Origin of the sequence: Sulfitobacter indolifex (genome assembly GCF_022788655.1) — a bacterium.
GTDB lineage: Bacteria > Pseudomonadota > Alphaproteobacteria > Rhodobacterales > Rhodobacteraceae > Sulfitobacter > Sulfitobacter indolifex.
This window is the reverse complement of the sequence record NZ_CP084954.1, coordinates 164,102-180,294: the sequence shown is the minus strand read 5'-3', so window position 1 is coordinate 180,294 and position 16,193 is coordinate 164,102. Positions and strand designations below refer to the sequence as shown.

Genomic DNA, 16,193 nt, shown 5'->3' with positions numbered 1-16,193 from the left:
TACTCCTCCGTTGGTTTACTTGGTATAAAGCGTTTCCGGCAGCCAGGTGACCAGCTGTGGGAACAGGGCGATGGCCACGCACATCATCAGGATCAACCCGATGAACGGCAGCACACCGACGATGATATGCGACGTCTTGACCTCGCGCGGCGCAATGGCGCGCAGGTAGAACAGCGCATATCCAAAGGGCGGCGTTAAGAAGGACGTCTGCAGGACCACCGACATCAGGACGACGAACCACAAAAGGCTCACGTCCATTTCCTGCACGATCGGCAGGAAGATCGGGAAGGACAGCAGCACGATGCCGGTCCAATCAAGGAAGGCGCCGAGGATAAAGACGATGAACATCATCATCGCGATCAGGAGCCAAGGCGCCATGTCGAGGTTGCGGATGATCTCTTGCGTGGCACGCAGGCCACCGGTGATGTTGAACACGCCGGTAAATGCGGTGGCACCGATGACGATGAAGAGGATCATTGCCGAAGTGCGGGCCGTCTCTAGCATCGCACCATAAAAACTGGCCCAAGTGAACTTGCGGCGCATGATTACGATCAGCAGGGCAAGCGCCGCGCCAATGGCCGAGGCTTCGGTCGCCGTGGCGATACCAGCAAGCAACGAGCCGAGGATGCCAAGGATCAGCACCAGGGGCGGCACCGCTTCGATCAGCAGCATCCGCACCAGAGCGGGTTTCGAGATTTTCTCGTCGGGTTCCACGGCGGGGGCCATGTCGGGCCGCACCACGGCAACGATAAAGACCCAAACCGCGTAGAGCAGGCCTAGCACAACGCCCGGCACCATCGCCCCAGCGAAAAGCTCACCCACCGAAAGTGGTGAGTAGGATGCCATAAGGATCAACATGATCGACGGTGGGATCAAAATACCAAGGCAGCCAGAAGCCGCGATGACGCCGGTCGTCAACGTCGGGCTATAGCCATATTGCAGCATTGGACGCAGCGCCATCACACCCATAACAGTGATCGACGCGCCGATGATGCCGGTGGTCGCCGCCAGCAGGATCGAGATAAAGACCACCGCCAGCGCCAGACCACCGCGGATATTCGACATCAAAAGCCGCAACGATTCGAACATCTTATCGGTCACGCCCGAATCAGACAGGAACCTTGCCATTAGGATGAACAACGGAATGGCGATCAGGGTAAAGTTATCCAACACATCGCCGAAGATGCGGTTGATAACGATGCCAAGCACCATCGGTTTGCCCGCGATGATAGCGCCCAGAACAGCGGTGCCGCCCAGAACAAAGGCCAGCGGGTGACCCATGAAAAGGCCCAGCAAAAGCAGGCCAAACATGGCGAGTGCGATAAGTTCAGGCGTCACGTGGCAGTTCCTGACGGTTAAGTACGAGTTTCAAAAATTCCGACACGCCTTGCAGCAACAGCAGGCCCGCGGCGAGGGCCATGGCCATCTTAAGCGGATAGACCGGGAGCTGCACAGAGCCGTAGGTCGTCTCACCCTGAGCATAAGAACGCATGGCGAATTCATAAGACCGCGTGGTGAAGATCCACGCGAAGGGGAAGAAGAAGATCACATAGCCCGCCGCCTCGACCCAACGTCTGACGTTGTGGGACAGGGTTTCTGTAATCAGGTCGACGCGCACATGGGCCTGATGGCGCAGCGCGTAGCCGCCCAACATGACGAAATAAAAGCCGTAAAGCTGTTTTGTGACGTCAAACGCCCAGCGGGTCGGATCATTCAGCGCGTAGCGCATGAACACGTCATAGATGATGATCGCGGCAAAAATGACGGCAACCACCGACACAATGCGCCCGACGATTTCGTTCATCTGGTCGATGAATTTTATCAAGATCTGAGCCCTCCCTGGCAGCTCGCACATTATTGGCCTTTCAGCCGAAAACAAGGCAAAAGACCATTAATAATGCCGCTTTAAGTAGCACTACGTATCCGCCGAATGGGGAGATTGTCCAGTCAGAGGAAGCTTCTATTCGCGTAGGCCATGGACATTCTCGAAAAGCGACGATTATCTGTTTCGCACAGCTCTCTGCGCAAATGGCGGAGGATGCTTAACAATTATCCGTTTGGGAGGAAAAACATGGATCGTCGTTCATTTATTCGCAAAGCCGGTGTGCTGGGGGCGGGCGCTGCTGCCACGACCCTCGCGGCCCCAGCTGTCGCGCAAGGCAATATCACTTGGCGCATGGTGACCACATGGCCCAAGAACTTCCCCGGTCTGGGTGTTGGCGCGCAGCGTCTGGCCGACCGTATCACCGCCGCTTCCGGTGGCGAACTGACGATCCAAGTCTTCTCTGCCGGTGAGATGGTTCCGCCGCTGCAGTCGCTGGATGCTGTGATCGACGGCACCGCCGAAATGAGCCACGGCGCCGCCTATTATTGGCAGAACAAATCTCCCGCGCTGTCCTTCTTTACCGGTGTGCCCTACGGCATGACCACGCCTGAGCTGACCGCATGGGTCCGCTATATGGGCGGTCAGGAAATCTGGGACGAAATCTATGACCAGTTCGGCGTTCAGGGCTTCTTGTCGGGCAACACCGGCACACAGACCGGCGGTTGGTTCCGCGATGAGCTGAAAAGCCTTGATGACGTCAAGGGCGTGCGCTTCCGGACGCCCGGCCTTGGTGGCCGGGTTTGGGAAAAACTTGGCGCGACCGTGACCAACATGGCAGCGGGCGAGATCTTCCAAGCGCTGCAGTCGGGTACGCTTGACGCGGCTGAATTCGTTGGCCCTTACAACGATCTGGCACTCGGCTTCCATCAGGTTGCCAAGAACTACTACATGCCGTCCTTCGTGGAATCGGGTCTGGCGACCGAGCTTGTCGTCGACAAGAAGAAGTATCAGGAGCTTCCTGAGAACCTTCAGGCCATCGTGCGGGATGTCTGTCAGGCGGAATACGATCAGGTCGCGGCGGACTTCTATGCCAACGACCCGCGCGCGCTGAAGACGCTGGTCGAAGAGCATGGCGTGACTGTGCGCAACTTCCCCGACGACATCATGGAAGCGGGCGCGAAGGCGTCGGTCGAAGTGGTCGAAGAACTGCGCAACAGCGACGATCCACTGGTCAAGAAGACCGCCGAAAGCTTTGTCGAGGCGCTGAACCTTGTCCGCACCCGAACCGAGAACATCGACAGCCCCTATGTTCAGGCGCGTCAGAAGTTCCTGAAGTACTAAGCTTTGCGCTAAGTGATGTAGAAAGGCCCGGTGGAAACGCCGGGCCTTTTGCGTTTTTGCGCTAAGGGTGTCGCCCTCCCTGGTGGGCGATCATCTCCTCAGGATTTGGCAACAAGACCGCAGGAACCTCTGGCCGAGCCGCCTTTCGTGACATCGCAAAATCGCCCTCCGGGGGGAGGGAGGGCGATGCCCGGTGTGCCACGGGGCGGGACATAAGTGATACGCTTTGCCTAATAGAAAAAGGCCCAGCGTTGCCACCGGGCCTTCTATCAGTTTCGCATCACACTCAGCCCGAAATGACCTTTGGCAACCAGGTCACGATCTGCGGGAAAGCGAACAGGATCGCAATCGCCACAACCTGCAACAACACAAACGGCAGGATGCCCTTGTAGATCGCACTGGTCGGCAGGTCTGCTGGGGCCACCCCACGCAGATAGAACAGCGCAAAGCCAAAGGGCGGCGTGAGGAAGGAGGTCTGCAGGTTCACCCCAACCAAAACACCCAGCCAGATCGGATCAATATCCAGCATCAAAAGCACGGGCGCTGTAATCGGGATCACAATGAAAATGATCTCGAATGTATCAAGGATGAACCCAAGGAAGAACATGATGACCATTACAACTGCCACCGCCGCCAAGGGGCCGCCGGGCAGGTTGCTGAGGAACTCATGCACCAGATTGTCGCCACCCATCATGCGGAACACGATGGAAAAGACCGATGCGCCCAGCAGGATGATAAAGACCATGCTGGTGATCGTCGCTGTCGCAATCATCGTCTCGCGCAGGATGCGGAAGGACAGGCGCCAGCGCAATGCTGCCAACACCATCGCGCCCACGGCCCCGACCGAAGCCGCCTCTGTCGGGGTGGCAATACCGCCAAGGATTGAGCCCAACACAGCAAGGATCAGTAAAAGTGGCGGCACCAAAGCGACGAAAAAGTCACGAAGCAACTGGCCCTTTTCGTCTGCGGGCACCGGCGTCGCGGGGCACGAAGCTGGCGCTGTGACGGCTTTGAACAGGACATAGCCCATGTAAAGCGACACCAGCAGAATGCCCGGCAATAGCGCCCCGGCAAAGAGATCGCCGACGGAAACGGGGGAGGGCGCAAAGTTGCCCTTGGCCATCTGTACCTGAGAGTTGATGCCCGCCAGCATATCGCCCATGAAAATCAAGACTGTGGACGGTGGAATGATCTGGCCCAATGTCCCGCTTGCACAGATCACGCCGGTCGCAAGTTTGGGGTCATAGCCCGCCCGCAACATGGCAGGCAGTGAGATCAGCCCCATCGTCACAACAGTCGCGCCCACCACACCGGTCGAGGCGGCAAGCATCGCGCCCACGATCACCACCGAAAAGCCAAGTCCGCCGCGCATATTGCCAAAGAGTTTGCCCATGGTCATCAGCAGTTGCTCAGCAATCTGACTGCGTTCCAGCATCACCCCCATGAAGATAAATAGCGGTACGGCCACCAAGACTTCGTTGGTCATAAAGCCGATATAGCGGTTTGGTAGGGAACCGAAGTTAGATGGATCGAAAACCCCAAAGCCGATTCCGACCAAGCCAAAGAGCAGCGACACACCGGCAAGCGTGAAGGCGACCGGAAAGCCCAACAGCAAAAAGCCAATCACGCCAAAGAACATAAGCGCGGCGAGCATCTCGCCGATTAAAATCGGGTCCATCAAACGGCTCCCTGCGGATGGTCTGCGGGGATTTGATCCCGGCTGTATTGCATGGATTTGGGCACAAGCTCAGAATTGCCGCTGAGCACCAGAATGGAGCGGATGATCCAAGCAATGCCCTGAAGGGCGATAAGAACGGCAAAGCCGATAATGAAGGCTTTGAGAATATAGAGGCCCGGCATCCCACCCACGTTGGCCGATCCTTCTTGGTAGCCCCAAGCGCGCTGCACGAAGGGCATCGAATAGGCATAAACCACCCAGCAGAAGGGCAGTAGAAAGACGACGACGCCGATCAGATCAATCAGCGCGCGGCGCGCCATGGTGGCGGGGCGGTAAAAAATATCTACCCGCACATGGTCATCGCGCAACAGGGCGAAGCCCGCCACAGCGGTAAACATTGCGCCGTTAAGCCAGATATAGAGGTCTTGCATCCAGACGAAGCTGACAGCGAAAACATAGCGCTGCACGACCACGGTGAAACAAACCAACACGATGCCGAGTGAGAGCCAAGAAAACAGATTGCCGATGATTAAATTCACCGCGCAAATGACTTTGGCAATTCCTGCTAAAAAACGCACCCTGTCCCCTCTTCCCGTCAAGTTCGTTTGCACGTCAATCAGAGGGAGGGGGCAAAATGTCAAGATTTAGATGTTAAGCGGCCCTCAAGAGCTGCATTTGTAAACGCGCAGTGGCAGGGGGGCCACCGTGTAAAACTGCGCATTTGCCCAGCGTATATGGGGGGCATTCGAACATCGCGCAGAGCATGGCGCTTTTATTGCCGTCCCGGCCCAGAGTGCGGGCAGGGGCGAATTTGTGCGCTGCACAGACAAGCTGGCGGTCTTGTCTGGCAGTAGGCAGGGGGGTGCAGCCGTGCGACCATCCTTGATTGCAGCGTGGCCAAAGCCTATAGCCAGAGTGCCTATCCCGCCTATCTGGGATGCAAGCGCCGCGCATCGTTAGGGACGGGGGCCGCAGCGGACGCCCTTTATACTTCAGCCGACCACTCGGTGCAGAATCCGCCGCCCCGGTGTCAGCCCCGCGACCTTTTCGACAATCGACCGCGCGTCGATGCCGAAATGTTGGTAAAGGTCTGCGATGGTGCCGGTCTGGCCAAAATGCTCTACCCCGAGGGGCACCGTCTGGTGCCCGACAACTGAACCCAGCCAGGAAAGCGTTGCGGGGTGTCCGTCGATCACCGTCACCAATTTACAGTCGCGCGGCAGATCGGCCAACAGGCTCTCAATATGGCTTTCCGCCTCTGCATTGCCCCGCGCCCGCGCGCGCTGTGCCGCTGTCCAACCCGCGTTGAGACGATCCGCGGATGTGACCGCCAGCACGCCCACATCACGCCGGCCTTCGGCGATCATCCCTACCGCCTTGATCGCCTCGGGCGCCACGGCACCTTGGTAGGCAATCACCACATCGCAATTCGGCCCCGGCTTGCGCAACCAATAGGCACCATCGATGGCGCCTTGACGGAAGTCTTCGTCGACCCGTTTGCCGGGTTGTTCGATGGGGTTGGTGGTCAGCCGTAGATAGACCGAGCCGCCCGTCTCATCGCGCAGCCATGTGCGCTCATCCGGGTCGCCTTCTCCGTCCTTCTGCAGGTAGTCGAAAGCCCACTGCATGATCACCGCCAACTCGTCAGCAAAGGCGGGCTCAAAGCTCGCCAGCCCGTCTTGGCTCATGCCGATAAGCGGCGTGCCAATGGACTGATGCGCTCCGCCTTCGGGGGCCAATGTCACGCCCGATGGCGTGCCTACAATCATAAATCGCGCGTCCTGATAACAGGCGTAGTTCAGCGCGTCCAAGCCACGGGCCACGAAGGGATCATAAACCGTGCCGATGGGAATGACCCGCTTGCCGAAAAGCGAATGCGAGAGGCCCGCAGCGCCCAGAAGCAGGAAAAGGTTCATCTCGGCGATGCCCAGCTCGATATGCTGGCCCTTTGGTGTGAACTCCCATTTCGCGGTGGAGGGGATTTTCTCATTGATGAAGGTATCGGCCTGTTCGCTGCGCGCGAACAATTTGCGCCGGTTCACCCATGGCCCGAGGTTGGTCGTGCCGGTGACATCGGGTGACATGGTCACGATGCGCTCGGCCAGATCGCTGTCGCCTTTTGACAGATCATCCAAAATTTTGCCAAAGGCCATCTGCGTCGAAATCTCGCGGTCGCTGGAGAGTTCAATCTGCGGCACCGGCAGGGTCGCGTCATCGTAACGCCGGCGGCCCTTGGCGAAAAACGGCACCTTATCAAGCGCGGATTGCAGGGCTTGCGCGTCACTGACGGTGGCAAACTTCTCCCACTCTTCGCCTTCGGCCACGCCCATATGGTTCTGCCACTCGGCCATCTGGCTTTTGTTCATCAGCCCGCCGTGGTTGTCTTTGTGCCCCGCAATCGGCGTGCCCCAGCCTTTGATCGTATAGGCAAGGAAACAAACCGGTCGGTCGTGGTCGATGGCGGCGAAGGTCTCGGCCATGGTCTGCACGCAGTTGCCGCCAAGGTTCTCCATCAAGTCGGCCAGCTCGTCGTCTTTGCGCTTCTCGATCAGCGCGGTCACATCGCCCTGATCGCCAAGTGCGTCCATCAAACGTTGCCGCCAGACAGCACCGCCCATGAAGGTCAGCGCCGAGTAAAGCTGGTTCGGACAGTTGTCGATCCAGTCGCGCAGCTTCTCGCCGCCCGGCTCGTCGAAGGCGGCGCGTTGCAGGGCGCCGTATTTCACCTTCACCACGTCCCAGCCGAAGGCGTCGAAAATCTGCTCGATCCGCTTGAACAAGCCCTCGCGGACGACCCCGTCAAGCGACTGGCGGTTATAGTCGATGATCCACCACGTGTTGCGAAGGTCGTTCTTCCAGCCCTCTTGCAAGGCCTCGTAGATGTTGCCTTCGTCCAGCTCGGCATCGCCAACGAGCGCCACCATGCGACCTAGGTTCACATCCTGACCCCACGCCTTCGCGGTGATGTAGTCCTGCACCAGCGAAGCGAAGGAGGTCACGGCCACGCCTAGACCCACGGACCCGGTAGAGAAATCCACATCATCGAGATCTTTGGTCCGGCTCGGGTAGCTCTGCACACCGTGGAAACCACGGAAGTTCTCCATCTTTTCACGCGTCTGATTGCCCATCAGGTACTGCATCGCGTGGAAAATCGGCGAAGCATGAGGTTTCACCGCAACCCGGTCCTCAGGCCGCAGCGCACTGAAATAGAGCGCTGTCATGATCGACACCATGGAGGCCGAAGACGCCTGATGCCCGCCCACCTTGATCCCGTCCACCTTTGGGCGGATGTGGTTGGCGTTGTGGATCATCCAATGCGACAGCCACAAAAGACGCTGTTCGATGGTCTTGAGCTGGTCTGGGGCGAGAGCGGTCATGGCAGGTCTTTCAGATTGGTGACACAGATTGGTGACATCGCGGGCGCGCGGCATGGCGCACCCGTTGGAGGGGCCGGATTAGGCCGCCTGCATGTTATGCGCCCCAAGCGCGGCGTAAAGGTCATCAATGATGTCATCGGCACTTTCCAACCCGACCGATAGGCGCACCAGTCCCTCGGCGATGCCATGCTCGGCGCGTTCCTCTTGGGAATAGGTCGAATGGGTCATGCTGGCCGGGTGCTGGATCAGGCTTTCCGCATCGCCAAGGCTCACGGCGCGCTGGATCAGGTTGAGCCGGTTCATAAAGGCAATGCCGCCCGGTTTGCCGCCCTTGACCTCAAAGGGGATCATGCCGCCGAAATCCGACATCTGGCGCCGCGCAAGATCGGCCTGCGGGAAGCTGCTCAAACCCGGGTAGGCGACATGCAGCACTGCCGGATGCGCTTCCAGCGCCTCGGCGACTTTGCGCGCGGTGGCGCAGTGGCGCTCCATCCGCAGTTCCAACGTCTTGACCCCGCGCAACAGCAACATGGCGGTCAGCGGCGACATCACAGCACCCGTCATGTCCTTAAGGCCGACAAGCCGCACCTGCGTCATATCTTCTTTGCTGCCAACAATGAGGCCCGCAACCACATCACCGTGACCGGAAATGAACTTTGTCGCCGAATGCACCACGATGTCTGCGCCGTGTTCAATCGGGCGGGTGAGGACAGGTGTGGCATAGGTGTTGTCGACCACCACCTTGGCCCCGGCGCGATGCGCGATGCGGGAGACGGCAGCGATGTCGACCAGACGGTTGTTCGGGTTCGCCGGGGTTTCAAAATAGACGATTTTGGTTTGCGCGCTGATCGCCGCTTCGAGGTTCGCAGGCTCAGTCATGTCAACCAGCGTCACCTTCACGCCAAAGCGCGGCAGGCCGTGGGTCATGAATGCAAAGGTGCAGCCATAGAGCGTTTTGTCGATGATGATCTCATCCCCCGCCTCAAGGAAAGACCACAGCGTCGAGGTGATCGCCCCCATGCCAGATGCCGTGGCAAGGCCCGCTTCGGCCCCTTCGAGGTTGGCAATCCGCTTTTCCAGATGGTCGAGCGTGGGGTTTGAAATGCGGGTATAGAAATGTCCCTCGCGTTCACCGGCAAACATGTCGCCGCCTGCCTCTGCCGTCTCAAAGGTGAAGGTCGAGCTCATGTAAATCGGCGGGTTCAACGCGCCCTGTTCGCTTTGCGCGTCATAGCCGTGATGGATCGCGCGTGTGGCAAAGGATTTCTGCGAATTGTTCATGGGGTGCCCCTCAAAGTTGTTGGGGCATTATCTAATGGTCGTATTGGCATTAGGTTGCTATTATATCCACTAGAATTAGGAGGTTTGGCATATTATGCCCCAGATACCCCAATTAGACGCCACAGATCGCAAGATCATTCGCGCCCTCCAGCGCAATGGTCGGATGACCAACCTCGACCTCGCGGAGGAGGTGCACCTCTCGCCCTCGCCCTGCCTTCGGCGCTTGCGCGCTTTGGAAAAGAGCGGGGCGATCCGAGGCTATAGTGTGGAGGTCGACGCTAAGGCCTACGGGCTGCCGGTCACAGTGATGGTGCGTGTCACGCTTGACGGCCATGACGAGGCGACGGTGCAGCGCTTCGAGAGCCAAATCAAAGCGATCCCCGAGGTGTTGGAATGCTTCGTGATGAGTGGGTTGTCGGATTATCTGCTGCGGGTCGTGGTCAGCGATCTTGAGGATTACGAACGCTTCGTCCGTGCAAGGTTGCATCCCATCGGCGGGATTGGCTCGATCGACACCAGCTTTGTCTATGGCATCGTCAAACGCAGTCAGGTCTTTCCCGTTATAACCAGGTAAACCCATGAAAGAAGAGGTCTTTGCGGTTTACAATCCCCGCCCCCTTGGAAAGAGTTCGCCTCAACCCGAGGAGAGCCAAATGACCTTCGCCGCCACCCCCGCCTTGCAGGCCGCTGTTGATCACGCCCTCGCCCATGAGACCGCATGGCCGCGCGAGATGTACTACCCCGATGGTGCCTATGTCGGGAACCGAGAGTGGAATGAGAGCGGCCCTTGGACCGAGATCGTCGGCCCCGTCGCACCGCGCGGCGGGCCTGCGGGGGTGATCCTGCACCGCGGCGAACGGGTGGCCAATTGGGGCGATACCACGCGAACCGACATGACGTTCTCGATTGCCAAAAGCTATCTTTCGGTGCTGGCCGGATTGGCCGTGAAGGACGGGTTGATTGATGACCTCGACGCGCCGGTGGGGGAAAGCCTTTCGGGCCCACATTTCGCGGGCGATCACAACGGGCGCATCACGTGGCGGCACATGCTGCAGATGAACAGCGAATGGCGCGGTGAGATTTTTGGCAAGGACGATCAGGTCGACCACTATCGCCAAATTGGCGTTGGCGCAGACAACAGCCGCAAGGGGCAGTTGCGCGACGTCGGCGCGCCGGGGAGCTATTACGAATACAACGACGTGCGGGTGAACGCGCTGGCCTATGCACTGCTGTGCCGTTTTGGCCGCCCCTTGCCTGAGGTGCTGCGCGAACGGATCATGGATCCGATTGGCGCGTCCGGCGACTGGCGGTGGGAGGGGTACTCGACCTCTTGGGTCGAGATTGACGGCACGCGGATGCAGTCGGTCACCGGCGGCGGGCACTGGGGTGGCGGGCTTTTCATCGGTGCGGATGATCATGCGAAGTTCGGCCAGTTCATCAGTCAGAATGGCAGATGGGGCGACGAACAGATTCTGCCCCAAGATTGGATGCAGCAGTCCCTGACGCCCACGCCGACCCTCGACAACTACGGCTTTCTATGGTGGCTGAACCGGGGGCAGGATGCCAACCCGGCGCTGCCTGCGACTGCCTTTAGCGCACAGGGCGCGGGCGGGCATACGATCTGGATCGCACCGGAGCAAGAGATCGTGGCCGTCATGCGCTGGCTCGCTCCGCCGCAGGCGCCCAAGTTTCTGGAGCTGCTGATGGCGGCATTAAGCGGCCCGGCCCGCAGCTGATAATCGAGAGGACTACACGATGGACATCAAAACCTTCGGCGTTGAAATGTGGATGAACGAATTAGAGAACCACTGCCGCTACAACCTTGCCGAAACCTGCGTGGAGTCGATCACGCTGGGCGACTTGATCGACATCGCGGGCGTCGACAATAGCGTTTTGGGCGAGCTGCGCGAGATGCGGATGGGATACGGCGCGATTGAGGGGTCCGACCGGCTGCGCGACGCGGTGGCGGGGCTTTACGAGGCTCAGGCCCGCGACAATGTGCTGACGACCCATGGTACCATCGGGGCGAATTCGCTGGTGCATCAGACGCTTGTTGGCCGTGGCGACCATATCATCGCCATCGTGCCGACCTATCAGCAGCATTACTCCATCCCCGAAAGCATTGGCGCCGAGGTTGAGCTGTTGCACCTGCGCGAAGAGAACGGCTTCCTCCCCGATCTTAACGAATTGCGCGCCATGATGCGCCCCGATACGCGGATGATCGCGACCAACAACCCCAATAACCCAACCGGCGCGTTGATGAACCGCGAGATGCTCTCTGAGATCGCGGAGATTGCGCGCGGCAGTGATGCTTGGGTGCTGTGCGATGAGGTTTATCGCGGGACGGATCAGGCGGGCGACGGCTATACCGCGTCGATCTGCGACCTCTACGATAAGGGCATCAGCACGGCAGGCATGTCCAAAGCCTATTCACTTGCCGGGCTGCGGGTCGGCTGGGTTGTCGGGCCGCGCGACTTGCTGGAGCGCATCATGATCCACCGCGATTATAACACCATTTCGGTGGGCCGGATTGATGAGTATTTCTCGGCCCTCGCGCTGGAGAACCGCGGGCAAATCCTTGAGCGTGCACATCGCATCACCCGCGAGAACCTCGCGATCCTGTCTGACTGGGTCGAGGCTGAGCCGCTGATTTCTTGGGTCAGGCCCAAGTCCGGCACGACCGCGCTGGTAAAATACGACCTGCCGCTGCCCTCGCGCGATTTCTGCACCCGGTTGCTGGAGGAGGAGGGCGTGCTCTTTACCCCCGGCAGCGCGATGGACATGGAGGGCTGGCTGCGCATCGGCTATGCCAACCCCACGGCGGATCTGTGCGCCGGATTGGAACGCGTCTCGGCCTTCCTTGCGCGGCAAGGCGTCAGCTTAGCAGAGACTGTCGATCAGCTTTGACAGAAAATCGGCCCCACGGCGCAGCTCATCGGCGGTGATATATTCATCCGCTTGATGGGCCTGCGTGATGCTGCCCGGTCCGCAGACCACAGTGGCATAGCCCGCGCCCTGAAAATGCCCGGCCTCGGTCTGATAGGCGACGAGGGTGTCGGAGTTGTCGCCGGTCAGCCGCCGTGCCAATTGTTCGGCGGCATTGCCGGGTTCGGGGGCCAGTGCGGGGGCGATGTCGATATCGCTCAGCGTTACGCTGGCCTCAGGGTGGCGGGCCTGCATCGCAGCTTCGACCTTGGCAGCCTCGGCCCGGTAGGCAGCGATCCAATCGTCAGCGGTCTGGGGCGGCACATAGCGGATGTCGCTCTCAAAGACGCACGCGTCGGGCACTGTATTTAGTGCCGTTCCGCCGTGCAGAGTGCCCACCTGAAGCGTTGTAAAGGCGGGGTCGAAACCGCTCGGCCTCGCGCTCGCCGCCTGCTGCATCATCTGCCGTTCATGCCAGTCGATCAGCGGCAGCGCATGAGCAATGGCCGAGACCCCTTGCCCGGGGTTCGAGCTATGCGCCGCCAACCCGCGCAGGGTGGTTTTGATGCCGATCCCGCCCTTATGACCGGTCACCACTTTCATCTGCGTCGGCTCGCCCACGATCACGCTTTCAGCGCGCGGGAACTGCCGTGCCAACGCGTCGATCAAGGGTAGGGTGCCGAGGCAGCCGGGTTCCTCATCATAGGAAAACGCCAATTGGATGGGGCGGACCAAGGGCTGCGCCAGCATTTGTGGGACGGCAGCCAGAACCAACGCGACGAAGCCTTTCATGTCACAGGTGCCGCGCCCGTAAAAACGCCCGTCCTCCAGCGTCAGCGTCCACGGATCGTGCCGCCAAGATTGACCCTCGGTCGGCACGACATCGGTATGGCCCGATAGGATCACCGCGCCTTCCACCTGCGGCCCAATATGTGCGATCAGCCCCTCTTTCTCACCCGTCTCGTCGGGAAAAATATGATGCGCCACCCCCAGCCTGCTTAGGTAGTCTGAGACGAAAGCAACCAGTGAACGGTTAGAGCGGTGCGACACCGTGGGGAAGGCGATCAACTTCTCCAATAGTACAAGCGCCTGTGAGATATTGGTCATTCCGCGTCTCCGTCTTGGCGCGCCTTCAGGTCGTTATAGATCGTCGCCCGGCTCACCCCCACCATCCGCGCCACATAGGCGGCGGCATGGCGTTCGGCCAAGGCGCCGGAGGCCGACAGATCACCGATCAACGCGCGCCGATCATCACGCCCGAGGGCGTCAATCCGCACCCCCCGGTCGCGGCACCATGCGCTGGCATAACTGTTGAGCCGATCGTGCCAGTCATTGCGCAGCAGCACCTGCGGCTCAACGTTTTCCAGAGGCGCGGGGCCAAGTGCATCAGCCACTCGGCGCAGCGCCAGCAGATCGGCCTGATCGTGGTTGATGCAGATCACATAGGCCGCCGTGCCATCCGCGCGCCGTTGCAGAATGCTGATCGAGCGTAAGGTAGAGCCGTCCCAGTTCACCTTCTCATAGGGGCCGATCACCGGGGCTTCGCCAAGGTCAATCTCATGCATGTTCGACGGATCGCCAATACTGCGTTGCGACATCGGATTGGCGATATGTGCAATACGCTCGGCCGTCAGGTCATGGACCACAACCTCAACCCGCGGGCCGAAGAGACAGGCGATGGCATCTGCCGTGGCACAGGCATTGTCGAAGGTCGGCTCGGGCATCGGCGGGGCGTTCCAATGATTGACAGGAAATTATAAATTAGATAATTCGATCCAGAAATCGGGTCAACCGATATTGGCAGAGATCCAAAGGGAGCCGCGTATGATCGACCTCAACAAAAGCCAAATCAAAGCGCGTTTCGATCTGACGGCGGCGGCGCAGGCCATTGAAATCGCCTATATCGCCTCTGCTGAGGGCCGGGTGCAGGCGCCGCCAGTGACCTATCTGGGCTTTGACGCGGCCAATGGGGATTGCCACGTAAAAACGGGCCATGTGCTCGGGACCGAAGGGTTTGTCATCAAGGTCGCCACCGGCTTTTACGACAATCCCGCTAAGGGGCTGCCTAGTTCAAACGGCCTTAACCTGATGTTCTCAGCCACCACTGGCGCGCCGCTGGCGATCCTGCGGGATGAAGGCTGGCTGACCGATATGCGCACTGGGCTGGGCGGGGCGCTTGCCAGTCGTGCGCTTGGCGTTGACGGGTTTGAGCGGGTGCTGATCGTCGGCACCGGGCTGCAATGCCGTTTCCAAGCGCGGTGCCTGCAGGCGCTGCTGCCCGAGCGGAAGCTGACCTTTACCACCTGGGGGCGCGATGCGGCCAAGGCAGAGGCGGCCGCAGGAGACCTCGGAGCCGAGGGTCTAAACGCCACCGTCGCCCCCGACCTCGAAACCGCCTGCCGCGCGGCGCAGGTTATCATCACCACAACACCTGCGAAGACCCCGCTCATCGCACGCAACTGGATCGCGCCCGGCACCCATATCACTGCCGTCGGAGCGGACAGTCCCGGCAAGCAAGAACTGGCGACGGACCTTGTGACTTCGGCTGACCTGTTGGTTTGTGACCTGGCTGCGCAGTCGCTGCATCATGGTGAATTCGCCACGGCGGAGGCTGAAGCCGGGATCGCGGAGGATGTGGCGGCGCTAGGATCAGTCCTATCTGGCGCGCATCCAGGCCGGGCCGATGAGGCGCAGATCACCATCGCCGACCTCACGGGCCTTGCGGTTCAGGATGCCGCGATTTCGCTCGCTGTGCTTCACGCCGCCCACCCCGATCTCACTTAATCTGATGGAAACTGCCATGTCCCCTGTCTCTGACCTGATCTCCCAATCCGCCGCGCGTTCCTGCGCGGTTCACCGCAAGATCGCAGGCGCAATCTACCGCACGCCGGTCATCGCCTCGCGCTTGCCGCTGGCAGAGGGGGCGCGGCTTTTCTACAAAACTGAGAACTTCCAGCACACCGGATCCTTCAAACTGCGCGGGGCCAGTGCCAAGCTGACCACTGTGCCGTTCGACCGTCCGGTCATCACCGCATCGTCGGGCAACCACGGTATCGCCTGCTCGCTTGCCGCGCAGACAACGGGGCATGAGTTGATCGTCGTGCTGCCTGAAACGGTGGTCGCCAAGAAACGCAAAACCATCGAAGGTTTTGGCACTAAGGTCGTGATCCACGGTGCTGATGCGTCTATCTCGGAACTGCACGCACAGCAGTTGGCCGAGGCCGAAGGCTATACCTACATCTCGCCATATAACGACGCCGAAGTGATTGCCGGACAAGGCACTGCCGCGCTGGAACTGCTTGATCAGATTGATGGGGTCGACAACGTCTTTATCTCGATGGGCGGTGGCGGTCTGATCTCGGGCATGGGGTCGGTAATCAAAGAATTTTCGCCCCAGACCCGCGTCATCGGTGTCAGTGCGACGAACAGCTGCGCATTAGCGGCCTCAATCAAAGCGGGCAAAATTGTCGAGACAGAGCATCTTGATACATTGGCCGATGGCGTGGCAGGCGGGGTCGACGCAGACTCGCTTACCCTGCCGATGGCGAGCGAGGTGATCGACGAGATCGTGCATTGCGACGAAGATCAAATCGCCGCTGCGCTAAAAGTACTGGCTTGGGATGAAAATATGCTGGTCGAAGGCGCCGCTGCCTTAGCACTGGCCGCCTATTTGGCGGACCCCGAGAAATACGCGGGCCAGACCTCTGCCGTTTTGCTTTGCGGGGGAAACTATGAGGTCAATCAGTTGCGTGGGATTATCTAAACG

General features: G+C 59.8%; 14 protein-coding genes. 6 read left to right on the top strand and 8 right to left on the bottom strand.

Annotated features, from left to right (window positions below):
- Positions 1–15: 15 nt before the first annotated feature.
- Both DSM14862_RS19665 and DSM14862_RS19660 read right to left on the bottom strand, forming a co-directional pair.
- A complete protein-coding gene (locus tag DSM14862_RS19665; protein ID WP_007121128.1) occupies positions 16–1,338 on the bottom strand; it encodes a TRAP transporter large permease in 1,323 nt (440 codons plus the stop codon).
- Entirely contained in the window at positions 1,328–1,828 is a 501-nt protein-coding gene (locus DSM14862_RS19660; RefSeq protein ID WP_040701980.1) for a TRAP transporter small permease subunit, read from the bottom strand. Before DSM14862_RS19660 ends, DSM14862_RS19665 begins: the two co-directional genes overlap by 11 nt.
- 243 nt (positions 1,829–2,071) lie before the next feature.
- Between DSM14862_RS19660 and DSM14862_RS19655 the strand changes: the two genes are divergently transcribed.
- Complete coding sequence (locus tag DSM14862_RS19655) at positions 2,072–3,166, top strand: TRAP transporter substrate-binding protein (RefSeq protein WP_007121130.1); 1,095 nt, start codon at positions 2,072–2,074, stop codon at positions 3,164–3,166.
- Between the two features lie 286 nt (positions 3,167–3,452).
- Here DSM14862_RS19655 and DSM14862_RS19650 read toward each other — a convergent pair whose 3' ends face one another.
- The 4 genes from DSM14862_RS19650 to DSM14862_RS19635 all read right to left on the bottom strand — a co-directional run bounded on the left by DSM14862_RS19650 (position 3,453) and on the right by DSM14862_RS19635 (position 9,502).
- Positions 3,453–4,844 (bottom strand): TRAP transporter large permease, encoded by a 1,392-nt coding sequence (locus DSM14862_RS19650; protein ID WP_007121131.1) that lies wholly within the window; start codon positions 4,842–4,844, stop codon positions 3,453–3,455.
- Positions 4,844–5,422: a TRAP transporter small permease subunit gene (locus DSM14862_RS19645; RefSeq protein WP_007121132.1), complete on the bottom strand. Its 579-nt coding sequence runs from the start codon at positions 5,420–5,422 to the stop codon at positions 4,844–4,846. The genes DSM14862_RS19650 and DSM14862_RS19645 overlap by 1 nt, the downstream gene beginning before the upstream one ends.
- Before the next feature lie 414 nt (positions 5,423–5,836).
- Entirely contained in the window at positions 5,837–8,221 is a 2,385-nt protein-coding gene (locus DSM14862_RS19640; RefSeq protein WP_243254613.1) for a 1-deoxy-D-xylulose-5-phosphate synthase N-terminal domain-containing protein, read from the bottom strand.
- Positions 8,222–8,299: 78 nt separating this feature from the next.
- Entirely contained in the window at positions 8,300–9,502 is a 1,203-nt protein-coding gene (locus DSM14862_RS19635) for a methionine gamma-lyase (protein ID WP_243254612.1), read from the bottom strand.
- A 94-nt stretch (positions 9,503–9,596) separates the two neighbouring features.
- Between DSM14862_RS19635 and DSM14862_RS19630 the strand changes: the two genes are divergently transcribed.
- From DSM14862_RS19630 to DSM14862_RS19620, 3 genes are all read left to right on the top strand, one after another.
- Positions 9,597–10,076: an Lrp/AsnC family transcriptional regulator gene (locus DSM14862_RS19630; RefSeq protein WP_040702137.1), complete on the top strand. Its 480-nt coding sequence runs from the start codon at positions 9,597–9,599 to the stop codon at positions 10,074–10,076.
- A 79-nt stretch (positions 10,077–10,155) separates the two neighbouring features.
- A complete protein-coding gene (locus DSM14862_RS19625) occupies positions 10,156–11,238 on the top strand; it encodes a serine hydrolase domain-containing protein (protein WP_243254611.1) in 1,083 nt (360 codons plus the stop codon).
- Positions 11,239–11,257: 19 nt separating this feature from the next.
- Entirely contained in the window at positions 11,258–12,409 is a 1,152-nt protein-coding gene (locus DSM14862_RS19620; RefSeq protein ID WP_007121504.1) for an aminotransferase, read from the top strand.
- On the opposite strand, the gene argE is transcribed toward DSM14862_RS19620, so the two are convergent.
- Both argE and DSM14862_RS19610 read right to left on the bottom strand, forming a co-directional pair.
- On the bottom strand, positions 12,383–13,534 hold the full coding sequence (gene argE, locus DSM14862_RS19615) for an acetylornithine deacetylase (protein WP_243254610.1): 1,152 nt from the start codon (positions 13,532–13,534) through the stop codon (positions 12,383–12,385). The two genes, DSM14862_RS19620 and argE, sit on opposite strands and share 27 nt — an antisense overlap.
- Positions 13,531–14,151, bottom strand: coding sequence for a helix-turn-helix transcriptional regulator (locus tag DSM14862_RS19610; protein ID WP_243254609.1), 621 nt, complete (start codon positions 14,149–14,151; stop codon positions 13,531–13,533). Before DSM14862_RS19610 ends, argE begins: the two co-directional genes overlap by 4 nt.
- Before the next feature lie 100 nt (positions 14,152–14,251).
- On the opposite strand from DSM14862_RS19610, the gene DSM14862_RS19605 reads away from it, so the two are divergent.
- Positions 14,252–15,211, top strand: a complete 960-nt coding sequence (locus tag DSM14862_RS19605) for a Rossmann-fold NAD(P)-binding domain-containing protein (protein WP_007121052.1) — start codon at positions 14,252–14,254, stop codon at positions 15,209–15,211.
- Between the two features lie 16 nt (positions 15,212–15,227).
- Positions 15,228–16,190: a pyridoxal-phosphate dependent enzyme gene (locus DSM14862_RS19600; protein ID WP_007121053.1), complete on the top strand. Its 963-nt coding sequence runs from the start codon at positions 15,228–15,230 to the stop codon at positions 16,188–16,190.
- Positions 16,191–16,193: the final 3 nt, after the last annotated feature.